Raw genomic sequence first — 18,658 nt, 5'->3', positions numbered from 1 at the left:
AATTACTTCGAACAGTTAAGCGTTTAGGCAGGACACTATGGAAAAAATGGTCAGGCTATCATCGGCGAAGTTTGGTTGAAACTAAGATGCATTGCATCAAATTATTAGGAGATAAACTCAGTGCAAGGAGTTTTGATAGCCAAGTGAATGAGATCCATGCACGTGTAGCAGTCCTCAACCGATTTACGGAATTAGGTCGATCACTTACCCAAGTTATGCCTTAAATTTGGCTCAATTAGGGGCGCTTTGCATTTCAAATCTTTGTGCAACAAAGCCCCTATCAAATAGATTTAAACACTTATATGTTATTACCCATATTCTAGTGTTTATTTTTAAATTCTGTTTTGAGTCATTTCCCCATTGACGAGTCTCAGCAGGTTCAGTGGATTCTCATCTCTTAATGCTTCAGGCAACAGACTTTGCGGATAGTTCTGGTAGCAGACCGGACGTAGATAACGGTCAATCGCCAAAGTTCCCACAGAAGTACCACGTGCGTCTGAAGTAGCCGGATAAGGTCCGCCATGTACCATGGCATCACAGACTTCTACACCGGTTGGATAGCCATTCAACAATAAGCGGCCTGCCTTTTCTTCCAATACCGGTACTACATCGGCAAACTCCACCAGATCCGATTCATCCGCAATCAGTGAAGCTGTTAACTGTCCATTCATGCTGCTTAAAGCCTGTAGTAACTGGGCTTTGTCTTCTACTTCAATCACAATCGTAGTGGGTCCAAAGATTTCTTCTTGCAGAAGTTGATCACCAGCAAGCAGCAGTTCAACCTCTGCTTTGAAGAGTTGCGGTAATGCCTGCTCCCCTTGTTGCTCCTGACCGGCCAGGTGCTGAATGCCGGAATGCTCGGATAAATGCGATAAGCCAGAAACATAGCTGTTTAATGTCCCTGCATTGAGCATGGTTTGAGCCGGCTTGTTTGCCATGATTTCACTGAGCTGTTCAATGAGCCGTGTATATTCAGGTGATTTAATTCCCAGGATCAATCCTGGATTGGTACAGAATTGGCCACAACCCAGTACTACTGAATCTGCCAGCTCCTGGGCAATCTGATCACCACGGTTTTTTAAAGCTTCAGGCAGCATCAGCATCGGGTTGATACTGCTCATTTCAGCAAAGACCGGAATCGGCTGTGGACGTGCTGCTGCCATATCGCATAGTGCACGGCCACCTTTGAGGGAACCGGTAAAACCGACGGCCTGAATTAATGGATGTTTCACCAGTAAGGCACCGACAGCATTACCATAGATCATGTTAAACACCCCTTTGGGCATGCCTGTTTTCTCAACGGCACGTTCAATGGCCTGAGCCACATAGTCTGCAGTGGCCATATGCCCGCTATGGGCTTTGACCACCACAGAACAACCTGCTGCCAATGCAGAAGCGGTATCACCACCGGCGGTCGAGAATGCTAAAGGGAAGTTACTTGCCCCAAAAACGGCAACTGGCCCTACACCGATTTTAATCTGACGCAGGTCTGGTCGTGGCAAAGGTTGACGCTCTGGCAGTGCGGTATCAATTCGGGCACCCAGGAAATCACCACGGCGCAAGACTTTAGCGAACAAACGCATTTGCCCGCTGGTACGGCCACGTTCACCTTGCAGCCGGGCAATGGGTAAAGCGGTTTCTTGAGAAATCGTATTGAGGAAGTCTTCACCAAGTGCATCGAGTTCATCTGCGATAGATTCTAAGAATAGAGCCCGCTGTTCAGGGGAAGTATGGCGGTAGGTTTTAAAGGCAGCATGGGCAGCTTCCACGGCCTGGTTGACTTCCTGTTCGGTGGCCTGAAAGAAGTCGAAAGTCAGGGTTTCACCGGTGCTGGCATTCAGGCTTTTCAGGACTTTATCACCTGCAGCGCTACGGGTGCCAGCTATAAAGTTGTGGCCAATTGTATTCATAATATTAATTCCTTAAAGAGTAATGATTGAGCCAATTGGTAGTTCAGGTTGAGTAGATGCGAGTTTATTTATCAATGGTTGACCAAACTCTTTCATTTCAATTTCAAATTCATCACCAATTTCAGCTTTCATACCGTCTGCAAAAGACAGTGTGGCTGTTCCGAAATAATGAATATGGACATCCCCAGGCTTGAGGAACTGTTGGTATTTGAAATGGTGATATTCAAGATTAGTCAGGCTATGACACATATTGTCTTCACCTGAAAGAAACTCTTTTTCCCAAATTACTTCCCCATTACGTTTTAAACGACTTTTACCTACAAGGTGCTTAGGCAGATCGCCTGTTCTTAATTCCGGACCATAACTGCAGAACCGTAATTTTGAATGCGCAAGATATAAATAGTTACGGCGCTCCATAATGTGGTCTGAGTATTCATTGCCTAGTGCAAAACCGAGACGGTACGGCTTTAAATCTGGACCGATTACATATAAACCGGCTATTTCTGGCTCTTCACCCCCATCCTCGGCAAAAGGAGGCAGTGGTAATTCTGTACCAGGACGTACAACGATTGAGCCATCTCCTTTATAGAACCATTCTGGCTGTGCACCTACCTGACCTGCTTCAGGTTTACCTTTTTCTACTCCCCACTGGAACATGCGCATGGTATCCGTCATAGACGCTGGATCATTCAGATTCTGTTGATGCATTTTGTCGCGCGTAGATGCTGATCCTAAATGGGTTAAACCTGTGCCTGAGATAAAACAGTGCGCAGCATCAGGATGATCTAAAGGAGGCAATACTTTGTGATTATTTAATAGCTCGACATAGTCATAACGTTGTTCTGCAAAACCTAATGCCTCAACTTGTTTTTCGAGTGAAAGACCTTTTTCAATAGCTAAGAGTGCAAGCTCACGAACTGTAGTTATTTCCTTAACCTTTAGTACCTGATTGTTTTCTACGATACCTATCGCACGTTGATTAGAATGATCTTCAAACTGAATAATATTCATGCTGCTATCCTTTAGCATTTTCATTAATGTTCATTGTTTTAGATTTTTTGGTTTCAAATTTTGCATAGACGAAATATGTCAAAATCAAACCAAAAATCATGACGATTGTTAAAAAGTACAAACCTGAAGCCATATTGCCGGTATATTGTTTTAATAAACCGATACCAAACGGGCCGATATAACCACCTAGGTTTCCAACAGAGTTAATAAGAGCAATCCCTGCTGCTGCACTGGCACCTGTCAAGAAGCGCCCAGGAAGTGTCCAGAACACAGCCGTGGTTGAAAATAGAGCGAACGCTACAACAGAAAGTGCAATGAGCTGCATTACAGGCGAAGTCAACCAAGCGCTAAAGAACATGCCACAGGCGCCTAAGGCATATAGGAAGCTAAGATGTCCATAACGGTCATTTAATTTATCTGTACTGCGAGGGATAATAAGCAGACCAATAATCCCGAAGATATAAGGGATACTAGAGAGGAAGCCTACTTGTAGATCTGAACCACCACTAAATTGCTTAATAATGGTAGGTAACCAGAGGTTTAGTCCATAAATACTTAAAGTGACCGGTAAATAATATAAAGCCAGAGTTAGTACACGTTTATCTTTTAAAGCATGAAGCGGATTTCCATGACGTGTTTGATCATATTCAGCCTCATCTTTAACTAATTCATTTTTAAGCCAGTTCTTTTGTTCATTACTCAGCCATTTTACAGCGCTGATATTATCTGGAAGATAAAGCAAGGTAGGTAAAGACAGTAATACTGCTGGTAACCCGACCATTACAAACAACCACTGCCAGCCATGCATATTGGCGATACCGTCCATCCCTAATAATGCACCTGCTAAAGGCCCTGCTACCATCATGGCAATCGGTTGTGACAGGATAAACATCCCCATGATTTTTCCACGATGACGCACCGGATACCATTGGGTAATCAGATACAATATTCCTGGGAAGAAACCTGCTTCAGCCACACCCAGTAAAAATCTGAGAATATAAAAACTGTGTGGCCCTTGAATGAGTGCCATGGCCATGGTAATTAAACCCCATGTCAGCAAAATTCGTGCAAACCACTTTCTAGCGCCGAATTTATCTAATAATAAATTACTCGGCACCTCGAATAGAAAATAACCAATAAAGAATAAGCCTGCACCTAATCCATAAGCCGCATCACCTATTCCTACATCAGCACCCATATGTAAATGGGCAAAACCGACTGCAGCACGATCAATATAAGCAACTAAATATAAGATCACTAAAGCGGGTATTAACTTAAATGTTACCTTCCTAATGACATCTTTCTCGAAATCCATATTCGACTCCATATTTCCATTTTTAGTTTTAGCTTCATGCTTAGGGAGAAATCTGTAAGGACAAAATATAGTATTACTATTTAAGTTGTAAACCCTTTTAAAACTATTTTTTTTGTTGTATTTTAATTTTAATATTTTAAATAGTAATACTATATAGGGATATAGCGATGTCTAACAAAAAGCCTTTTCGTTCGGCAGCATGGTTTGGGACCACCGATAAAAATGGATTTATGTATCGTAGCTGGATGAAAAATCAAGGAATTCCTGATCATGAGTTTGATGGCCGACCAATTATTGGCATCTGTAATACCTGGTCAGAACTGACTCCATGTAATGCCCATTTTCGTAAAATAGCTGAACATGTAAAAAAAGGTATTTTAGAGGCTGGAGGCTATCCGGTTGAGTTTCCAGTTTTCTCAAATGGGGAATCAAATTTACGTCCAACTGCCATGTTAACTCGCAATCTGGCGAGTATGGATGTTGAAGAAGCAATTCGCGGTAATCCTATCGACGGCGTTGTCTTGTTAACAGGTTGTGATAAAACGACTCCAGCATTGCTTATGGGTGCTGCTAGTTGTGATATTCCTGCAATTGTGGTGACCGGTGGCCCCATGTTAAATGGCAAGCATAAAGGTAAAGACATTGGCGCCGGTACGATTGTCTGGCAAATGCATGAAGAATTAAAAGCCGGAAAAATTGATCTAAATGAGTTTTTATCTGCGGAAGCTGGTATGTCACGTTCTGCAGGAACCTGTAATACCATGGGTACTGCTTCTACTATGGCCTGTATGGCAGAGGCATTAGGCACGTCTTTACCCCATAATGCTGCAATCCCAGCAGTGGATTCTCGTCGTTATGTATTAGCGCATTTGTCTGGCATGCGCATTGTAGATATGGTGAAAGAAGACCTTCGTCTTTCTAAAATTTTAACTAAAGAAGCCTTTGAGAATGCTATTAAGGTTAATGCGGCAATTGGTGGTTCAACCAATGCTGTTATTCACTTGAAAGCGATTGCTGGCCGTATCGGGGTTGATCTGGAGCTGGATGACTGGAATCGTGTGGGTCGTGGTATGCCAACGATTGTTGATTTACAGCCCTCAGGCCGCTTCCTGATGGAAGAATTTTATTATAGTGGTGGCCTACCAGCAGTATTACGTCGTATGGGCGAAAGTAATCTGCTCCCACATCCAGATGCATTAACCGTTAATGGTCAGAGTATTTGGGAAAACTGTGAAAACTCGCCTATCTATAATGATGAAGTAATCCGTCAAATTGATAACCCACTTCGTAATGATGGCGGCATGTGTATTCTTAAAGGCAATTTGGCGCCAAAAGGTGCTGTATTAAAACCCTCTGCGGCCTCCCCTGAATTAATGAAACATCGTGGACGTGCCGTAGTCTTTGAAAACTTTGATGACTATAAAGCTCGTATCGTTGATCCGGATCTGGATGTAGATGAAACTTGTGTCCTTGTACTGAAGAATGCTGGCCCAAAAGGTTATCCAGGCATGGCTGAAGTCGGCAATATGGGATTACCTCCAAAAATTCTGGCAAAAGGAATTACCGACATGGTGCGGATTTCTGATGCGCGAATGAGTGGGACTGCATATGGTACTGTAGTCTTACATGTAGCACCGGAAGCTATGGCCGGCGGCCCTTTGGCTGCTGTCCAAAATGGGGATTACATTGAACTCGATGCTTATGCTGGAAAATTACACCTGGATATTTCTGATGAAGAATTGCAGCAACGTTTAGCTAATTTACCAGAACCACCAAGACCAAGCTTTATTGGGGGCTATCGTCAGCTCTATGTAGATCATGTACTTCAGGCAGATCAAGGCTGTGACTTTGATTTTCTGGTAGGTTGCCGAGGCTCTGAAGTACCCCGACATTCACATTAAGTGCCTAAAATTTAGATGATCTTGTGAAATCATAAGGTCATCTATACCATAATGAGATCATAAATGGTCAATTGTAAAATATGAGTAATGCCGACTATAAAAATCCTGTTCCAAGTAAAAGCCAACATGCTCTTATTGTTCAGCAATTAGGTCTAAAAATAGTATCTGGCGAAATACCGGAAAATGCAAAATTGCCTTCAGAGGCAGAGTTATGTGAAGAATTTCAAGTCAGTCGACCGGTATTTCGTGAAGCTATTCGTGTTCTGAATGCCAAAGGTCTGACCTATTCTCGACCTAAAATTGGTACGGTTGTTCGCCCTAAAGATGAATGGCATTTACTTGATCCGGATATTTTATACTGGCTTATACAATCCACCCCTGAAAATGAATTTTTTAAAACTTTATCTACTGTACGTCGTGTATTAGAACCGGAATTGGCTTATATCGCAGCAAGTACGGCGACAGAGGAAGATATAGCACGCATTAAAAAAGCGTATGCAGGGATGGAACAGGCAGAAAGTATTGAAGAGTTTATCCAGCCGGATATTGACTTTCATCTTTCAATTGCCAAAGCAACTCATAATGATTTATTGGCATATATGTCAAAAATGCTGGTTTTACCTTTGCAGCAGTCAATCCAGGTTACCAGTTTAAGACCGAATTTACAGAACCATTCATTGCCTCGGCATAAAGCAATTTTAACTGCAATTGAAAATAAAGACCCTCTTTCTGCACGTCATGCCTCGCTGGTGCAGTTAGAGGATACTAAAATGGCATATGATTTGATTAAAAAATAAGTCATATGCAGTACCACTATGTAGATATTAAAGATTTATGAATACCGTAAAAGTTACCTGTGTTGAAAAAGGCGTATTACTGAATAAAGCATTTCAATTTAATTTCCCTGTTGAATACACTGAATATGAGCAGTTAAGTCAGCAACAGTTTTATGATCAGATCCATGATCAGGATGTGCTCATCATCAGTGACCTGAAAGTTGATGAACAGATTCTGAACAATAATCCGAACTTAAAATTACTGGCACTTTGTTCCACAGGTTACGATCATGTAGATGTCGATTTATTAAAGTCTAGAAATATCAAAATCTGCAATATTCGTGGTTATGCTGGCGATGCAGTGGCTGAACATGCATTTGTCCTGATGATGAACCTGATCAAAAATTTCGACTCCCAAGTTAAGGCTGTTCGAGATGGGACCTGGTCAAATAGTCCAGTATCTTTCTATCTTGCAGCGCCCATTCGTGAACTCAAAAATAAAAATCTGGTCATTGTGGGCAAAGGAGAAATTGGTCAATCGCTTGCAGAAAAAGCACAAGCATTTGGAATGAAGGTTATCTTTAGTGAGCGTAAGCATGCCACGACCTGTCGTGAAGGATATGTTCCATTTACACAGGCAATTCAGCTTGCTGACGTACTGTCCTTGCACTGTGAATTGAATGACGAAACACGATATATGATTGATCGTACTGTGCTCAGTCAAATGAAAAAAGACAGTATCTTGATTAATGTAGGCCGTGGCGGTTTGATTCATAGTGAAGATGTGGCAGAAGCATTAACGAATCAACAAATTGCAGGTTTTGGCGCGGATGTACTGGATCAGGAACCTCCTGCAGCAGATCATCCTTTGTTAAAACTCAAGCATCCAAATGTTATGATCACAGCGCACATTGCTTGGGCCACGGATGAAGCCCAAGAGCGACTGTTTTCTATTTTAGAGAATAATGTAAACCAGAATATTCTATGTCATGATCAGAATCTAGTTTAGTCCAGAGATTAGCCAAGAAAATAAATTATTCTTCAAAAAAGGCTGTTCATCCCAATGAACAGCCCTCTAAATATCATTAATGATACATCTCTTCTTTAATTTTCTTATATTCCACAGTTGAAATTTATAATAATTAAACAGGTTTTAAATGATCTTTCTTATCCAAATAACCCAAGATAACTTGCAGCAACACACCAATCAGTGCACAGACTGACATTAAGATGAAGCACAAGGTATAACCGGTTGCATTATGCCAACCACCAAAACTTGTCAGCAATGAACCCATTAGAATCGGTGCAATAGCCCCACCTACATACAGTGCAACAGTAATAATACTATTAGCTGTCCCCATGGCATCCTGCTCAGCATAATCTGATGCCGTAGCATAATAAATTGGCCAGATTGCATTAGCAGAAAAACCAAAAATTAATTGAATAATAATGACGGAAACCACTCCTTGGGTTAAACAGAAACTGGCGATACCAACGGCCATCCAGATACCACAAAGAATGAGGGTTTTACGACGCCCGATTTTATCGGACAAAGATGGCCAGAAAACTTGCCCCATAATCCCTGTAATCGTAAATACAGCACTTAAACCTGCAGCTTTGGCGAGATCCATTCCTACAATATTGTAGAGATAGGCTGGGAAAATAGTCAGGAAGCCCAAATAAACCACATGAGTAATCAATGTACTACCAGCAGTAAATAAAATACCGCGTGACTTTAATGTCTTTTTTAAAGCACCCTTCTTCACTTGAGTTGGATTTTTAGCTTTAGTTTCTAAACATGGATTTTCTGTAGGGGGAGTAAAACCTTGATCTATACACGCATCATGAAATTCATCATAGTGTTTCTTGTTTGAGTAAATAGCCCAAAATGTTAATACTGGCACTGAAATCATGATGCCGAGATAAAATGCATAACGCCAGTTTTCAGGACCGAAATAATAAATAATTGATGCCATCACTACCCCACTCAGCATTGCGCCAACGGGATAACCGGCATGATGGGCACCGATTGCAAAACCTCGGTGCTCTTTAGGCCACCATTCTGCGGTATTACTCACCCCAATTGGTTCAGCTACACCACAACCAATAGATACCAGAATCCGTAAAAGAACAAACTTATAAAAAGTATTACTGAATGACATGATGCCAGAGAGTAAGGAAAGAAAAGTAAATCCGACAATCAAAGGCCACTGGAATATTGCACGTTTCCAGCCTGGTGCTTTTAAATCACAATAGGCACTTACGGGAATACTAAGTAAAGCTAGAGACACTGTAATAGCAGCAATGGTATAGCCCCACTCTGTGGGTGTAAGAGAGAACTCTTCACAAATCATATTAGCTGCACGAAAAATCAATTCACGGTCATAGGCAATCACCAACCAGATTAGCCAACAGACTACAAGCGATACCCATGAATGCCGATGAACTTTTTTTAAACTCATTCTATTTCCCTATTTATTAACCATTTAAATATGGTTAATTCCATCCATTTTTATTCTGAATAATTTTATTTATTAGAAAGTCCCTCTATTAAATAAAATATAGAAAAATATAGTTCTATAGATTTTTAAAATCCAATTACATTTTGCCAGTACGTGATAACCCTGCACTATCACTATTATTATTTCTCAGCAAACCAATGATTTAGAAATAGATATAAAATATGGAATATATTTTTTATAGTTAAAATAAAGAGATTTAAAATAAAAAACTGGCTATTTAAGAGCCAGTTTTTTATTTTATAAAAGTATAACTATATCTCTATATTATTAAGCCTTTTTATTTCACGAATTAACCCTGAATGGTCTAAGGCTCCATCACCATTATGGACCATATCTGAAAAGAGCTGATTTACCAATTCTGCTATTGGCAATTTTAGGTTTAATTCCTTCGCATAATTTACAGCGGTATGAGTATCTTTTAACTGCGTTGTCGCAGCCCCTCCTGGTTCAAAGTTTTGCCTTAATATACGATCACCATGCTGTTGCAAAATAGGAGAATCAGCAAATCCCCCAGTCAATGCTTGTTTGACTTTATGTGGATTTGCTCCTCCTTGCTGAGCGAAAAGCAATCCTTCTGCAACGGTGGCTATCGTACTCGCAACAATCATCTGGTTAACCAGTTTAGCTAGCTCTCCACATCCGGCAGCGCCCACCAACACTGCTCTACCCATACAATTGAGAACTGCTTGAGCTTCAGTAAAAGTATCTTCTTCGCCCCCCACCATAATGGCAAGAGTTGCATCTTTTGCACCTTTTTCTCCTCCTGAAACCGGAGCATCCAGATACCTTAATCCTAAAGATAAACATTGTTCATTCTGATGTTTTGCAGTTTCTACCGGGATTGAACTCATGACAATCACAATACTATTTTTCTTTAGTTCAGAAACTGCTCCAGCTTGTTGAAACAGAACTTCATCACAGGTTTTTCCATCACTCAGCATTACAATCAGAAGCTCAACATCTTTACCTACTTCCGATAGCTGATGACAGGCTTTTGCACCTGCCTCTTCTAATCCTTTCAATTTAGAGAGGGTCCTGTTCCATACCTGAACCTGGTGACCACCCTTGATTAAATTCATAACCATAGGTGTGCCCATAATACCGGTTCCCACGAATCCAATCCTTGCCATGCTTTATACTCCTTGATTGGGTTGGGCTTTGAGGTTTAATTTTTCTTTTGCTACCTGCTTGCCATTTAAATGGGCAAGCACCAGTAATCCGATCCCACCAATAGCAACAAACCCAGCGATAACTAGAAATGCAATGGTATAAGTACCCGTAGTGGTATATAGATAGCCAGTTAAATATGGGCCTGTAAATCCACTTAAATTACCTACAGAGTTAATTAGTCCAATACCAGCAGCAGCACCTACGCCTGTTAATGTTTGGCCTGGGAGCGTCCAGAAAATATTGATTGCACTAAATACTCCAATTGCCAGGAAAATAAATCCGACGATAATGGCCCATGGCTGGTTCACAAGTAGTGCGATTGCAATAGCACTCGCTGCCATAAGTGCTGCACATGCACCATGCTTATGTCGCTCCTGTTTACGATCCGAGCGACGGCTCCATAAAATCATGCCTACAGCAGCAAATGCATAAGGAATTGCAGTTAAAAGACCATTCTGAATTAAGCTGATTTCCATCCCAAACGTATTCCGGAATGACTCCAGCACACTTGGCAAGAAGAAAAACATTGCATTCGATCCAGACGTAATCCCAAAGTAAACAATTGCCATAACCCATACCAACGGATTTTTAAAGACTTGTTTGATAACGGTTGATTTACTTAGATGGGCATCTGCATGTTCAGTTTTTTCACGCTCTTCTTTTTCTAATGTATTCATTAACCATTGACGTTGATCAGCAGTGAGCCATTGAGCTTCTTTGGGTGTATTGGTTAAGTATTTAAGGCAAATGATACCTAGAATGATGGATGGAATACCCTCAAGCACATACATCATGCGCCAGCCTTCATAACCGATAGTATCACCCCATTGCATGAGTCCAACTGAAATAGGTGCACCAACAATCTGGGCTATCGGCAACCCTAAATAAAATGTAGCAAATACACGCGCACGATACCGTGCTGGAAACCATAAAGTAAGATAGAAAATTACGCCCGGAAAAAAGCCAGCTTCAGCAATACCGAGTAAAAAACGAAGAACGATAAACTGGGTTCCATTCTGAATCAGGCCCATTAAAGCAGCAATGATTCCCCATGTAATCATGATACGTGCGATCCAGATTCTGGCACCGAACCGATGCAGAAGTACATTACTCGGAACTTCTGCAATAAAATAACCAAGGAAAAAAATTCCAGCGCCTAAACCGAAGATAGTTTGAGTGATTCCAATTGCATCATTCATATGCAAGGCGGCAAAGCCGATATTTGTTCTATCTAAAAATGCCATTACAAATAGAATAATAAGAAAAGGAATAATTCTTTTTGAAATACGTTTAATGGTTTGCTCTTCCAGAGCAGATTTAGCTTGAATATCTTCCATAATACTGTCTCACTTTAATTAGCTATCTCAGCTATTAATTCTTGGGTATCTTCAATATGTGCCTGGATGATGCTTTCAAAATTCTTATCAGCTTTGAACCCAAGTGATTCAGCGTATTCAGCTTTAACCTTTACTGGCCAACTTTGCACAATGCGTTGGATCGTTTTATCTTCTTGCCATTTCACAAGATCTACTGCAGATTTTCCTGCAACTTTTTCTAGAGCTGCCAGCATTTGCTGAACAGTAACCGTTAAACCGGGTAATGGAATAATGCGCTGATCGGATAACCGGTCGGGAGAAATGACTGCTGCATGAATCATTGAGTCAACACAGCGACGTGGAGAGGTGATAAATACTGGCGTATCAGCCTGGACAGGACAAACCGCGGGCTCACCTTTGAGCGGTTCACGAATGATCGAACTAAAAAATGTTGAAGCAGCTTTATTGGGCTTACCTGGACGAACAACAATTGTAGGTAAACGTAATACTCGCCCATCAATGAAGCCTTTACGTGAGTAGTCTGAAACAAGTAATTCGCCTACCGCTTTTTGCATGCCATAGGACGATTTAGGTGTGACGACCGTGTCATCTGTAACTACTTCTGGTAATGCACCTCCAAATACAGCACAACCGCTGGCAAAAATAAATCGGGGTTTGATCCCGTGCTGTCTTACCGATTCAAGTAAGGTCAACAAACCATACAAATTGACTTCCATACCTAGGTCAAAATCAGCTTCCGCGGCTGAACTTACCACAGCAGCTAAATGCCAAATGACATCTACATTTTTAGTAATTTCTAATACCTGTTTTTTATCAGTAATATCACCGATCACAACCTGAATTTTTGGATCTTCAGGAATGTCCTCTCCTGCAAAAGCATCGAATAATATGATTTTTTCTACGGATTGAGCAGCTTGTCCATCTAGTGTGATAGTCCCTAATTCCAAGATTTTTCTAGCTATCTGTTTGCCTATAAAACCAGTTCCACCAGTAATAAGTATATTCATAGGTAATCCTTCCCTAATTTATGAATCAGACGATTTACATCGTAGATGACTCAAATTAAGGAGGATGATTAATAATTACCAATGAATTATTCCTCAATATCGATAACTTTTTAATATCAATATAAATGCGTAATTCAATAGAAATTTATATTGAAAGACTTATATACCTAATTTTTATTATTTTTTATTTCAGAATATCGCTACTTTAGGTTTAATAACTTCTGTTTATCAAAGATTGATATTTAATCATTAGTAATTTTTTAAACTAAATTATAATTTACTTAGAAAGTATATTATTTTTCAATAAATTGAATGCCTATTAAATAGAGATAATCTTTCAGGATAACGTAAATGGAAATTAAAGTATTTGTTGATGTTAAGACACGTTTAGGTGAAGTACCGACATGGGATCCTGTTCGTCAACGATTATTTTGGGTAGATATATTTGACGGTCGTTTGTTTTCCTGTGATGAACAAGGTAAAGACCTGAAAGCTTGGGAAACCCTTCAAAAGATTGGATCTTACGCATTACGTGAAAATCATAATGGAGCAATTGTTGCTTTAGAAAATGGGCTGCATAGCCTAGATTTTGATACTGGCGATTTAGACTTTATTGATCACCCTGAACCAGATATGCCTTTTAATCGTCTGAACGATGGAGGTGTAGACCGACAAGGTCGTTTTGTTTTTGGATCGATGAACCGTATGGAAGAAGATAAAACCGCCTCTTTATATCGTTTAAATACAGATATGACGGTTCAGAAACTAGAAGAAAATATCAATACTTCAAATGGGATATGCTGGAATCCAAAAGGTGATAAGTTCTACTTTACAGATACCTGGCAAGGTGAAATCTGGTCATACGATTATGACAGTGCAGATACCGGTTTAACGAATAAACAGGTTTTTTGCAAAATCGATACGCAAGATGGCGGCTCAGCAGACGGATCAACTGTAGATAGTGAAGGTTATGTCTGGAGTGCGAAAGTATATTCAGGGAAATTGGTACGTTATGCGCCTGATGGCAGTATAGATCGAATCATTGAAATGCCGGTTAAAAAAGTGACCAGTCTGGCGTTTGGGGGTAAAGATTTAGATGTGCTCTTTGTTACCTCTATGTCTCAACCTCCGCTACCACGTTTTCCTGGAGACAATCAGTTGCGTGGTAGTGTATTTGCCATTTATGGATTAGGGATCCAAGGTGTCGCCGAAACATATTTCAAAGGTTAAATGCCATTTAATCACTTGGCTGATTTAATTAGCCAAGTGATATTTATAGCTAATTCTGCTTAGCCTTTCCTAATAAAATTTCTATAAATGTTTGTGCAATTTCTGAAATTGGTTCGTTTTTCCTCGTCAAAATACCGTAATCCTGGGCATCTAAAATCAACTCGGTTTCTATAATGCAAAGTTTCCCGTCTTTCACCTGTTGAGCGACCATTGCTTCAGGCAGCATAGCGACCATGGGAGCAGTTTGTATAATCTGTAGGAAAGTTTGCATGGACATGGTATTGACCGTATTCAAAGGGACTTTAACATTTGCGCGCATAAATGCCGCTTCCATACGTTCACGAATTGGTGTTCCTTTAGGGTAAACCACCCAAGGCCAATCCATGAGTTCGTTCAATTTACAAAATTTCTTTTGAGCATAGGGATGCTCATGATTAACCACAATACAAAAAGGCTCAGGTCCTAAGGGCTTAAAATCAAAAAATTGCTGTTGTGTTGCCTGGGTAAATCGGCCAACCGCTAAATCCAGTGTATGTTCACTGAGCATTTCCATTAAATGATCACTGGTCTGTTCAACAACATCAATGGAGAGTAATGGCCATTTCTTTTTAATCTCAATCACAGAATTTGGAATGACAGACGCGGTTGCAGCAAAAATTCCACCTACTTTAAGAAATCCATGTCCACCTAGTCTCAGCATTTCAATATCTTCAACAAAATGTTTGGCATCATTCAGGACCCGCTGTGCATAACAAATCACATGCTGCCCCAATGCTGTTACAGGCATACTTCTCGGTAAGCGTTCAAAAATAGTAAAACCCAGCATATTTTCAATTTCTTTCAGCATTTTACTGATCGCAGGCTGACTTAAATTCATCTGTTCAGCTGCTAAATGCATATTTTTAGTTCTTGCCAAAGTCTCTAATAAAACCAAGTGCCTATATTTGAACCAATTATTGAAACTCGAATAATTTAAGTCTGCCATTTAGAAATCCTTTTACCAATAACTACAGGTTATTAATTATTAAATTATTACCATTGGTATTTATTAGAAAGGAATTCTACGATGATTTCAATTATAAATAGAGTTGCTTTACATGAAATTTACATTAAATTCAGCCAATTCATTGCCAGTGGATGGTACACAAGGATGCTTAATTGGGCGAGCATGGGTACCACATAAAGTTGCTGGTCCATCGCCAGTGATTTTGAAAGGTAATCAGGTTTTTGATATTTCTAGTCATTTCAATACGATCTCCGAATTATTAGAAACTGATTCCCCGATCTCGGCTCTTGCTAAAATTGAAGGTCAATTGATTGGGAATATTGATGAAATTTTTGCAAATACTTTGCCTGAGCCAGATCCAAGTAAAGCTTATTTTTTAGCACCTATTGATCTGCAAGTGATTAAAGCTGCAGGAGTAACTTTTGCTGCAAGTATGCTGGAGCGCGTAATTGAAGAACAGGCTGCAGGAGATGCGGATAAAGCGCAACACATTCGGGAAATCGTACAGGGAGTGATTGGAGACAGTCTTAAATCTATTCAGCCTGGCTCTGTAAAAGCACTTGAATTAAAAAAATACTTAATTGAACAAAATATGTGGTCTCAATATCTTGAAGTTGGGATTGGCAGTGATGCAGAAATATTCACTAAAGCTCCTGTTCTAGCAGCCGTAGGAACAGGTCAAAATATTGGTATTCATCCAAAATCAGAGTGGAATAATCCTGAACCTGAAGTGGTTCTGGTTGCAAATAGCCAAGGTAAAATTTTAGGTGCGACTTTAGGTAATGATGTCAATCTGCGTGATTTCGAGGGACGTAGTGCCCTTTTATTGAGCAAAGCTAAGGATAACAATGCCTCATGCGCAATTGGTCCTTTCATCCGCTTATTTGATCAAACTTTTAGTTTGGATGATATCCGCTCATGTGAGGTAGAACTCAAAATTGAAGGAACGGATCATTTTGTCTTGAATGGTTTGAGTTCCATGTCTCAAATTAGTCGTGATCCAGAAGATTTAATTCAACAGACTTTAAATGAAAATCATCAGTATCCGGACGGATTTGTACTATTTTTAGGAACATTATTTGCCCCTACCCAAGATCGAGAAAAACCTGGAGCGGGCTTTACCCACAAAGTTGATGATGTCGTACGGATTCATACTCCTAAACTAGGCACTCTTTACAATATTGTAACGACCAGCGACAGAGCATCACCTTGGAATTTCGGCATCAACTCATTGATGCAAAATTTAAAGCAGCGTGAATTACTATAGTTTTCACATATTATCCCTAGGTTGAATGGTATTCCTAAATGATTAGCTTTAGGGTTGGTCTCTACCTTTCAAATAAATAACTGCTTCCCATATTGCTCATTTGCATAATATTAAAGTTAAGGATCTGGAAATGAATAATCAAAGTAAACGGATTTTTTTACGTAGCCAGGAATGGTTTGATGATCCAGAACATGCAGATATGACAGCTTTGTATGTTGAACGATATATGAATTATGGTTTGACACGTGATGAGCTTCAGTCCGGTCGACCAATTATTGGTATTGCACAGACAGGCAGTGATTTAACTCCTTGTAATCGTCACCACAAAGAATTAGCAGAACGCGTTAAGGCCGGTATTCGTGATGCCGGTGGTATTCCTATGGAATTTCCAGTTCATCCAATTGCAGAACAATCACGCCGTCCTACTGCCGCGCTTGACCGCAATTTAGCCTATTTAGGTTTAGTGGAAATTCTCCATGGCTACCCGCTTGATGGCGTGGTCCTGACCACTGGTTGCGACAAAACCACACCTGCCTGCCTCATGGCAGCAGCCACTACCGATTTACCGGCTATTGTTCTTTCAGGTGGACCTATGCTGGATGGCCACTATAAAGGTGATTTAATCGGATCAGGTACAGTGATCTGGCATGCACGAAATTTACTGGCTTCTGGTGAAATTGATTATGAAGGGTTTATGGAAATGACCACTTCAGCATCTCCATCAGTTGGGCATTGCAATACCATGGGCACGGCACTTTCCATGAATGCCTTGGCTGAAGCCTTAGGTATGTCTCTACCGACGTGTGCCAGTATTCCTGCACCTTATCGTGAGCGTGGTCAAATGGCTTATGCGACCGGTAAACGCATCTGTGAAATGGTTCTTGAGGATTTAAGACCCTCAAAAATTATGACCAAAAAATCCTTTGAGAATGCAATTGCTGTTGCATCTGCTTTAGGTGCCTCAAGTAATTGCCCACCTCATTTGATTGCTATTGCGCGCCATATGGGGATTGAACTTACATTAGATGATTGGCAACGTGTAGGTGAAAATATTCCACTTCTTGTGAACTGTATGCCTGCTGGAAAATATCTGGGTGAAGGTTTTCACCGTGCCGGTGGTGTACCAGCAGTGATGTATGAATTACAAAAAGCAGGCGTACTTCATGAAGATTGTGCAACAGTGAGCGGCAAGACTATAGGTGAAATTGCCAAGCAATCTAAAACTTCAAACGCTGATGTAATTTATCCCTTTCAAGAGCCGCTTAAACATGGCGCCGGATTTATTGTACTCAGTGGTAATTTCTTTGACAGTGCGATTATGAAAATGTCTGTTGTGGGAGAGGCTTTTAGGAAAACCTATTTGTCTAATCCACAGGATGAAAATAGCTTTGAAGCTCGAGCGATTGTCTTTGAAGGGCCAGAAGACTATCACGCCCGTATTAACGACCCCGATCTTAATATTGATGAAAACTGCATCTTAGTCATTCGTGGTGCAGGTACAGTCGGTTATCCAGGTAGTGCTGAAGTCGTAAACATGGCACCTCCTACAGAGCTGATCAAAAAAGGCATCGATTCTTTACCTTGTTTAGGTGATGGTCGTCAAAGTGGAACATCAGCCAGCCCTTCCATTTTAAATATGTCACCTGAGGCAGCTATTGGTGGTGGGATTGCATTGCTCAAGACCAATGACCGCTTAAGAATTGATTTAAATAAACGTTCTGTAAATGTACTTGTTTCTGATGAGGAATTAGAACGCCGCCGTCAACAATGGAAACCTGACTACCCTGCATCTCAAACACCATGGCAAGAAATGTATCGCAAGTTAGTAGGACAACTTTCTACAGGTGGATGTCTGGAACCAGCAACCTTATATATGCGTGTCATTAATGACAAAAACTTGCCCCGACATTCTCATTAAATCGAATCTAGGACTAATCAGATGAATACAATTGGCCACAACTTTATAGCGGGTACCCGTAGCGCTGCAGGTGATAAAGTCCTGAAAAGCCTGAATGCCAGCACCGGTGAAACCCTGACTTTCGACTTCTTTCAGGCCACCGAACAGGAAGTCAACCAGGCCGTGGAAGCTGCCCATGCTGCCTTTAAAACCTACCGCCATACTTCCCCTGAACAGCGGGCTCTATTCTTAGAATCTATCGCAGATGAACTCGATGCACTTGGTGAAGACTTCCTCAATACGATTTCT

Annotated in this window: 15 protein-coding genes and 1 pseudogene; 8 read left to right on the top strand and 8 right to left on the bottom strand. The window is 40.6% G+C overall.

Features of this window, described 5'->3' with window-relative positions; translation table 11 throughout:
• Positions 1-224 (top strand): annotated as a pseudogene (locus A9J31_RS15340) (IS5/IS1182 family transposase); the annotation flags it as partial.
• Positions 225-332: 108 nt separating this feature from the next.
• Here the strand turns inward: A9J31_RS15340 and A9J31_RS06535 are convergent.
• From A9J31_RS06535 to A9J31_RS06525, 3 genes are read right to left on the bottom strand one after another with little or no spacing between them, the layout of a single operon-like run.
• Positions 333-1,910 (bottom strand): aldehyde dehydrogenase (NADP(+)), encoded by a 1,578-nt coding sequence (locus A9J31_RS06535; protein WP_067763295.1) that lies wholly within the window; start codon positions 1,908-1,910, stop codon positions 333-335.
• Between the two features lie 12 nt (positions 1,911-1,922).
• A complete protein-coding gene (araD1, locus tag A9J31_RS06530) occupies positions 1,923-2,921 on the bottom strand; it encodes an AraD1 family protein (protein ID WP_067763293.1) in 999 nt (332 codons plus the stop codon).
• Positions 2,922-2,925: 4 nt separating this feature from the next.
• On the bottom strand, positions 2,926-4,236 hold the full coding sequence (locus tag A9J31_RS06525) for an MFS transporter (protein WP_067763291.1): 1,311 nt from the start codon (positions 4,234-4,236) through the stop codon (positions 2,926-2,928).
• A 167-nt stretch (positions 4,237-4,403) separates the two neighbouring features.
• Here A9J31_RS06525 and A9J31_RS06520 point away from each other — a divergent pair, with 167 nt between their 5' ends.
• The 3 genes from A9J31_RS06520 (at position 4,404) to A9J31_RS06510 (ending at position 7,922) form a co-directional block, all read left to right on the top strand.
• Positions 4,404-6,137, top strand: coding sequence for an IlvD/Edd family dehydratase (locus A9J31_RS06520; protein ID WP_067763289.1), 1,734 nt, complete (start codon positions 4,404-4,406; stop codon positions 6,135-6,137).
• An 80-nt stretch (positions 6,138-6,217) separates the two neighbouring features.
• The gene (locus A9J31_RS06515) at positions 6,218-6,934 is read left to right on the top strand and encodes a FadR/GntR family transcriptional regulator (protein WP_067763287.1); all 717 of its coding nucleotides are present in this window, start codon (positions 6,218-6,220) and stop codon (positions 6,932-6,934) included.
• A 37-nt stretch (positions 6,935-6,971) separates the two neighbouring features.
• Positions 6,972-7,922, top strand: a complete 951-nt coding sequence (locus A9J31_RS06510; protein ID WP_067763285.1) for an NAD(P)-dependent oxidoreductase — start codon at positions 6,972-6,974, stop codon at positions 7,920-7,922.
• Positions 7,923-8,055: 133 nt separating this feature from the next.
• Here A9J31_RS06510 and A9J31_RS06505 read toward each other — a convergent pair whose 3' ends face one another.
• The 4 genes from A9J31_RS06505 to denD all read right to left on the bottom strand — a co-directional run bounded on the left by A9J31_RS06505 (position 8,056) and on the right by denD (position 12,949).
• Complete coding sequence (locus A9J31_RS06505; protein ID WP_067763283.1) at positions 8,056-9,375, bottom strand: MFS transporter; 1,320 nt, start codon at positions 9,373-9,375, stop codon at positions 8,056-8,058.
• 311 nt (positions 9,376-9,686) lie between these two features.
• Positions 9,687-10,565: an NAD(P)-dependent oxidoreductase gene (locus A9J31_RS06500; RefSeq protein WP_067763281.1), complete on the bottom strand. Its 879-nt coding sequence runs from the start codon at positions 10,563-10,565 to the stop codon at positions 9,687-9,689.
• A gap of 3 nt (positions 10,566-10,568) precedes the next feature.
• Positions 10,569-11,942: an MFS transporter gene (locus A9J31_RS06495; RefSeq protein WP_067763279.1), complete on the bottom strand. Its 1,374-nt coding sequence runs from the start codon at positions 11,940-11,942 to the stop codon at positions 10,569-10,571.
• Between the two features lie 14 nt (positions 11,943-11,956).
• Positions 11,957-12,949 (bottom strand): D-erythronate dehydrogenase, encoded by a 993-nt coding sequence (denD, locus tag A9J31_RS06490; protein ID WP_067763278.1) that lies wholly within the window; start codon positions 12,947-12,949, stop codon positions 11,957-11,959.
• A 351-nt stretch (positions 12,950-13,300) separates the two neighbouring features.
• On the opposite strand from denD, the gene A9J31_RS06485 reads away from it, so the two are divergent.
• Positions 13,301-14,179 carry an SMP-30/gluconolactonase/LRE family protein gene (locus tag A9J31_RS06485; RefSeq protein ID WP_067763276.1) on the top strand — a complete coding sequence of 293 codons (879 nt, stop codon included), beginning with the start codon at positions 13,301-13,303 and terminating at the stop codon, positions 14,177-14,179.
• A 49-nt stretch (positions 14,180-14,228) separates the two neighbouring features.
• Here A9J31_RS06485 and A9J31_RS06480 read toward each other — a convergent pair whose 3' ends face one another.
• A complete protein-coding gene (locus A9J31_RS06480) occupies positions 14,229-15,164 on the bottom strand; it encodes a LysR family transcriptional regulator (RefSeq protein WP_067763274.1) in 936 nt (311 codons plus the stop codon).
• A gap of 112 nt (positions 15,165-15,276) precedes the next feature.
• Between A9J31_RS06480 and A9J31_RS06475 the strand changes: the two genes are divergently transcribed.
• The 3 genes from A9J31_RS06475 to A9J31_RS06465 all read left to right on the top strand — a co-directional run.
• Positions 15,277-16,452: a fumarylacetoacetate hydrolase family protein gene (locus A9J31_RS06475; RefSeq protein ID WP_067763272.1), complete on the top strand. Its 1,176-nt coding sequence runs from the start codon at positions 15,277-15,279 to the stop codon at positions 16,450-16,452.
• Positions 16,453-16,582: 130 nt separating this feature from the next.
• Positions 16,583-18,370 (top strand): IlvD/Edd family dehydratase, encoded by a 1,788-nt coding sequence (locus A9J31_RS06470; protein WP_067763270.1) that lies wholly within the window; start codon positions 16,583-16,585, stop codon positions 18,368-18,370.
• A gap of 21 nt (positions 18,371-18,391) precedes the next feature.
• On the top strand, positions 18,392-18,658 hold a 267-nt coding region (locus tag A9J31_RS06465), incomplete at its 3' end, for an aldehyde dehydrogenase family protein (RefSeq protein ID WP_155857600.1).

The sequence above is a fragment of the Acinetobacter gandensis genome (genome assembly GCF_001678755.1).
Classification (GTDB): domain Bacteria; phylum Pseudomonadota; class Gammaproteobacteria; order Pseudomonadales; family Moraxellaceae; genus Acinetobacter; species Acinetobacter gandensis.
The sequence above is the reverse complement of the archived record's forward strand: the minus strand, read 5'-3'. Positions and strand labels throughout refer to the sequence as shown.

Excerpts from the sequence above, each read along its gene's own strand:
- A9J31_RS06470 (WP_067763270.1), top strand. The coding sequence starts at position 16,583 with ATGAATAATCAAAGTAAACGGATTTTTTTACGTAGCCAGGAATGGTTT.
- araD1 (WP_067763293.1), bottom strand. The coding sequence starts at position 2,921 with ATGAATATTATTCAGTTTGAAGATCATTCTAATCAACGTGCGATAGGT.
- A9J31_RS06500 (WP_067763281.1), bottom strand. The coding sequence starts at position 10,565 with ATGGCAAGGATTGGATTCGTGGGAACCGGTATTATGGGCACACCTATG.
- A9J31_RS06520 (WP_067763289.1), top strand. The coding sequence starts at position 4,404 with ATGTCTAACAAAAAGCCTTTTCGTTCGGCAGCATGGTTTGGGACCACC.
- A9J31_RS06475 (WP_067763272.1), top strand. The coding sequence starts at position 15,277 with ATGAAATTTACATTAAATTCAGCCAATTCATTGCCAGTGGATGGTACA.
- A9J31_RS06515 (WP_067763287.1), top strand. The coding sequence starts at position 6,218 with ATGAGTAATGCCGACTATAAAAATCCTGTTCCAAGTAAAAGCCAACAT.
- A9J31_RS06480 (WP_067763274.1), bottom strand. The coding sequence starts at position 15,164 with ATGGCAGACTTAAATTATTCGAGTTTCAATAATTGGTTCAAATATAGG.
- A9J31_RS06485 (WP_067763276.1), top strand. The coding sequence starts at position 13,301 with ATGGAAATTAAAGTATTTGTTGATGTTAAGACACGTTTAGGTGAAGTA.
- A9J31_RS06495 (WP_067763279.1), bottom strand. The coding sequence starts at position 11,942 with ATGGAAGATATTCAAGCTAAATCTGCTCTGGAAGAGCAAACCATTAAA.
- denD (WP_067763278.1), bottom strand. The coding sequence starts at position 12,949 with ATGAATATACTTATTACTGGTGGAACTGGTTTTATAGGCAAACAGATA.
- A9J31_RS06505 (WP_067763283.1), bottom strand. The coding sequence starts at position 9,375 with ATGAGTTTAAAAAAAGTTCATCGGCATTCATGGGTATCGCTTGTAGTC.
- A9J31_RS06525 (WP_067763291.1), bottom strand. The coding sequence starts at position 4,236 with ATGGATTTCGAGAAAGATGTCATTAGGAAGGTAACATTTAAGTTAATA.
- A9J31_RS06510 (WP_067763285.1), top strand. The coding sequence starts at position 6,972 with ATGAATACCGTAAAAGTTACCTGTGTTGAAAAAGGCGTATTACTGAAT.
- A9J31_RS06535 (WP_067763295.1), bottom strand. The coding sequence starts at position 1,910 with ATGAATACAATTGGCCACAACTTTATAGCTGGCACCCGTAGCGCTGCA.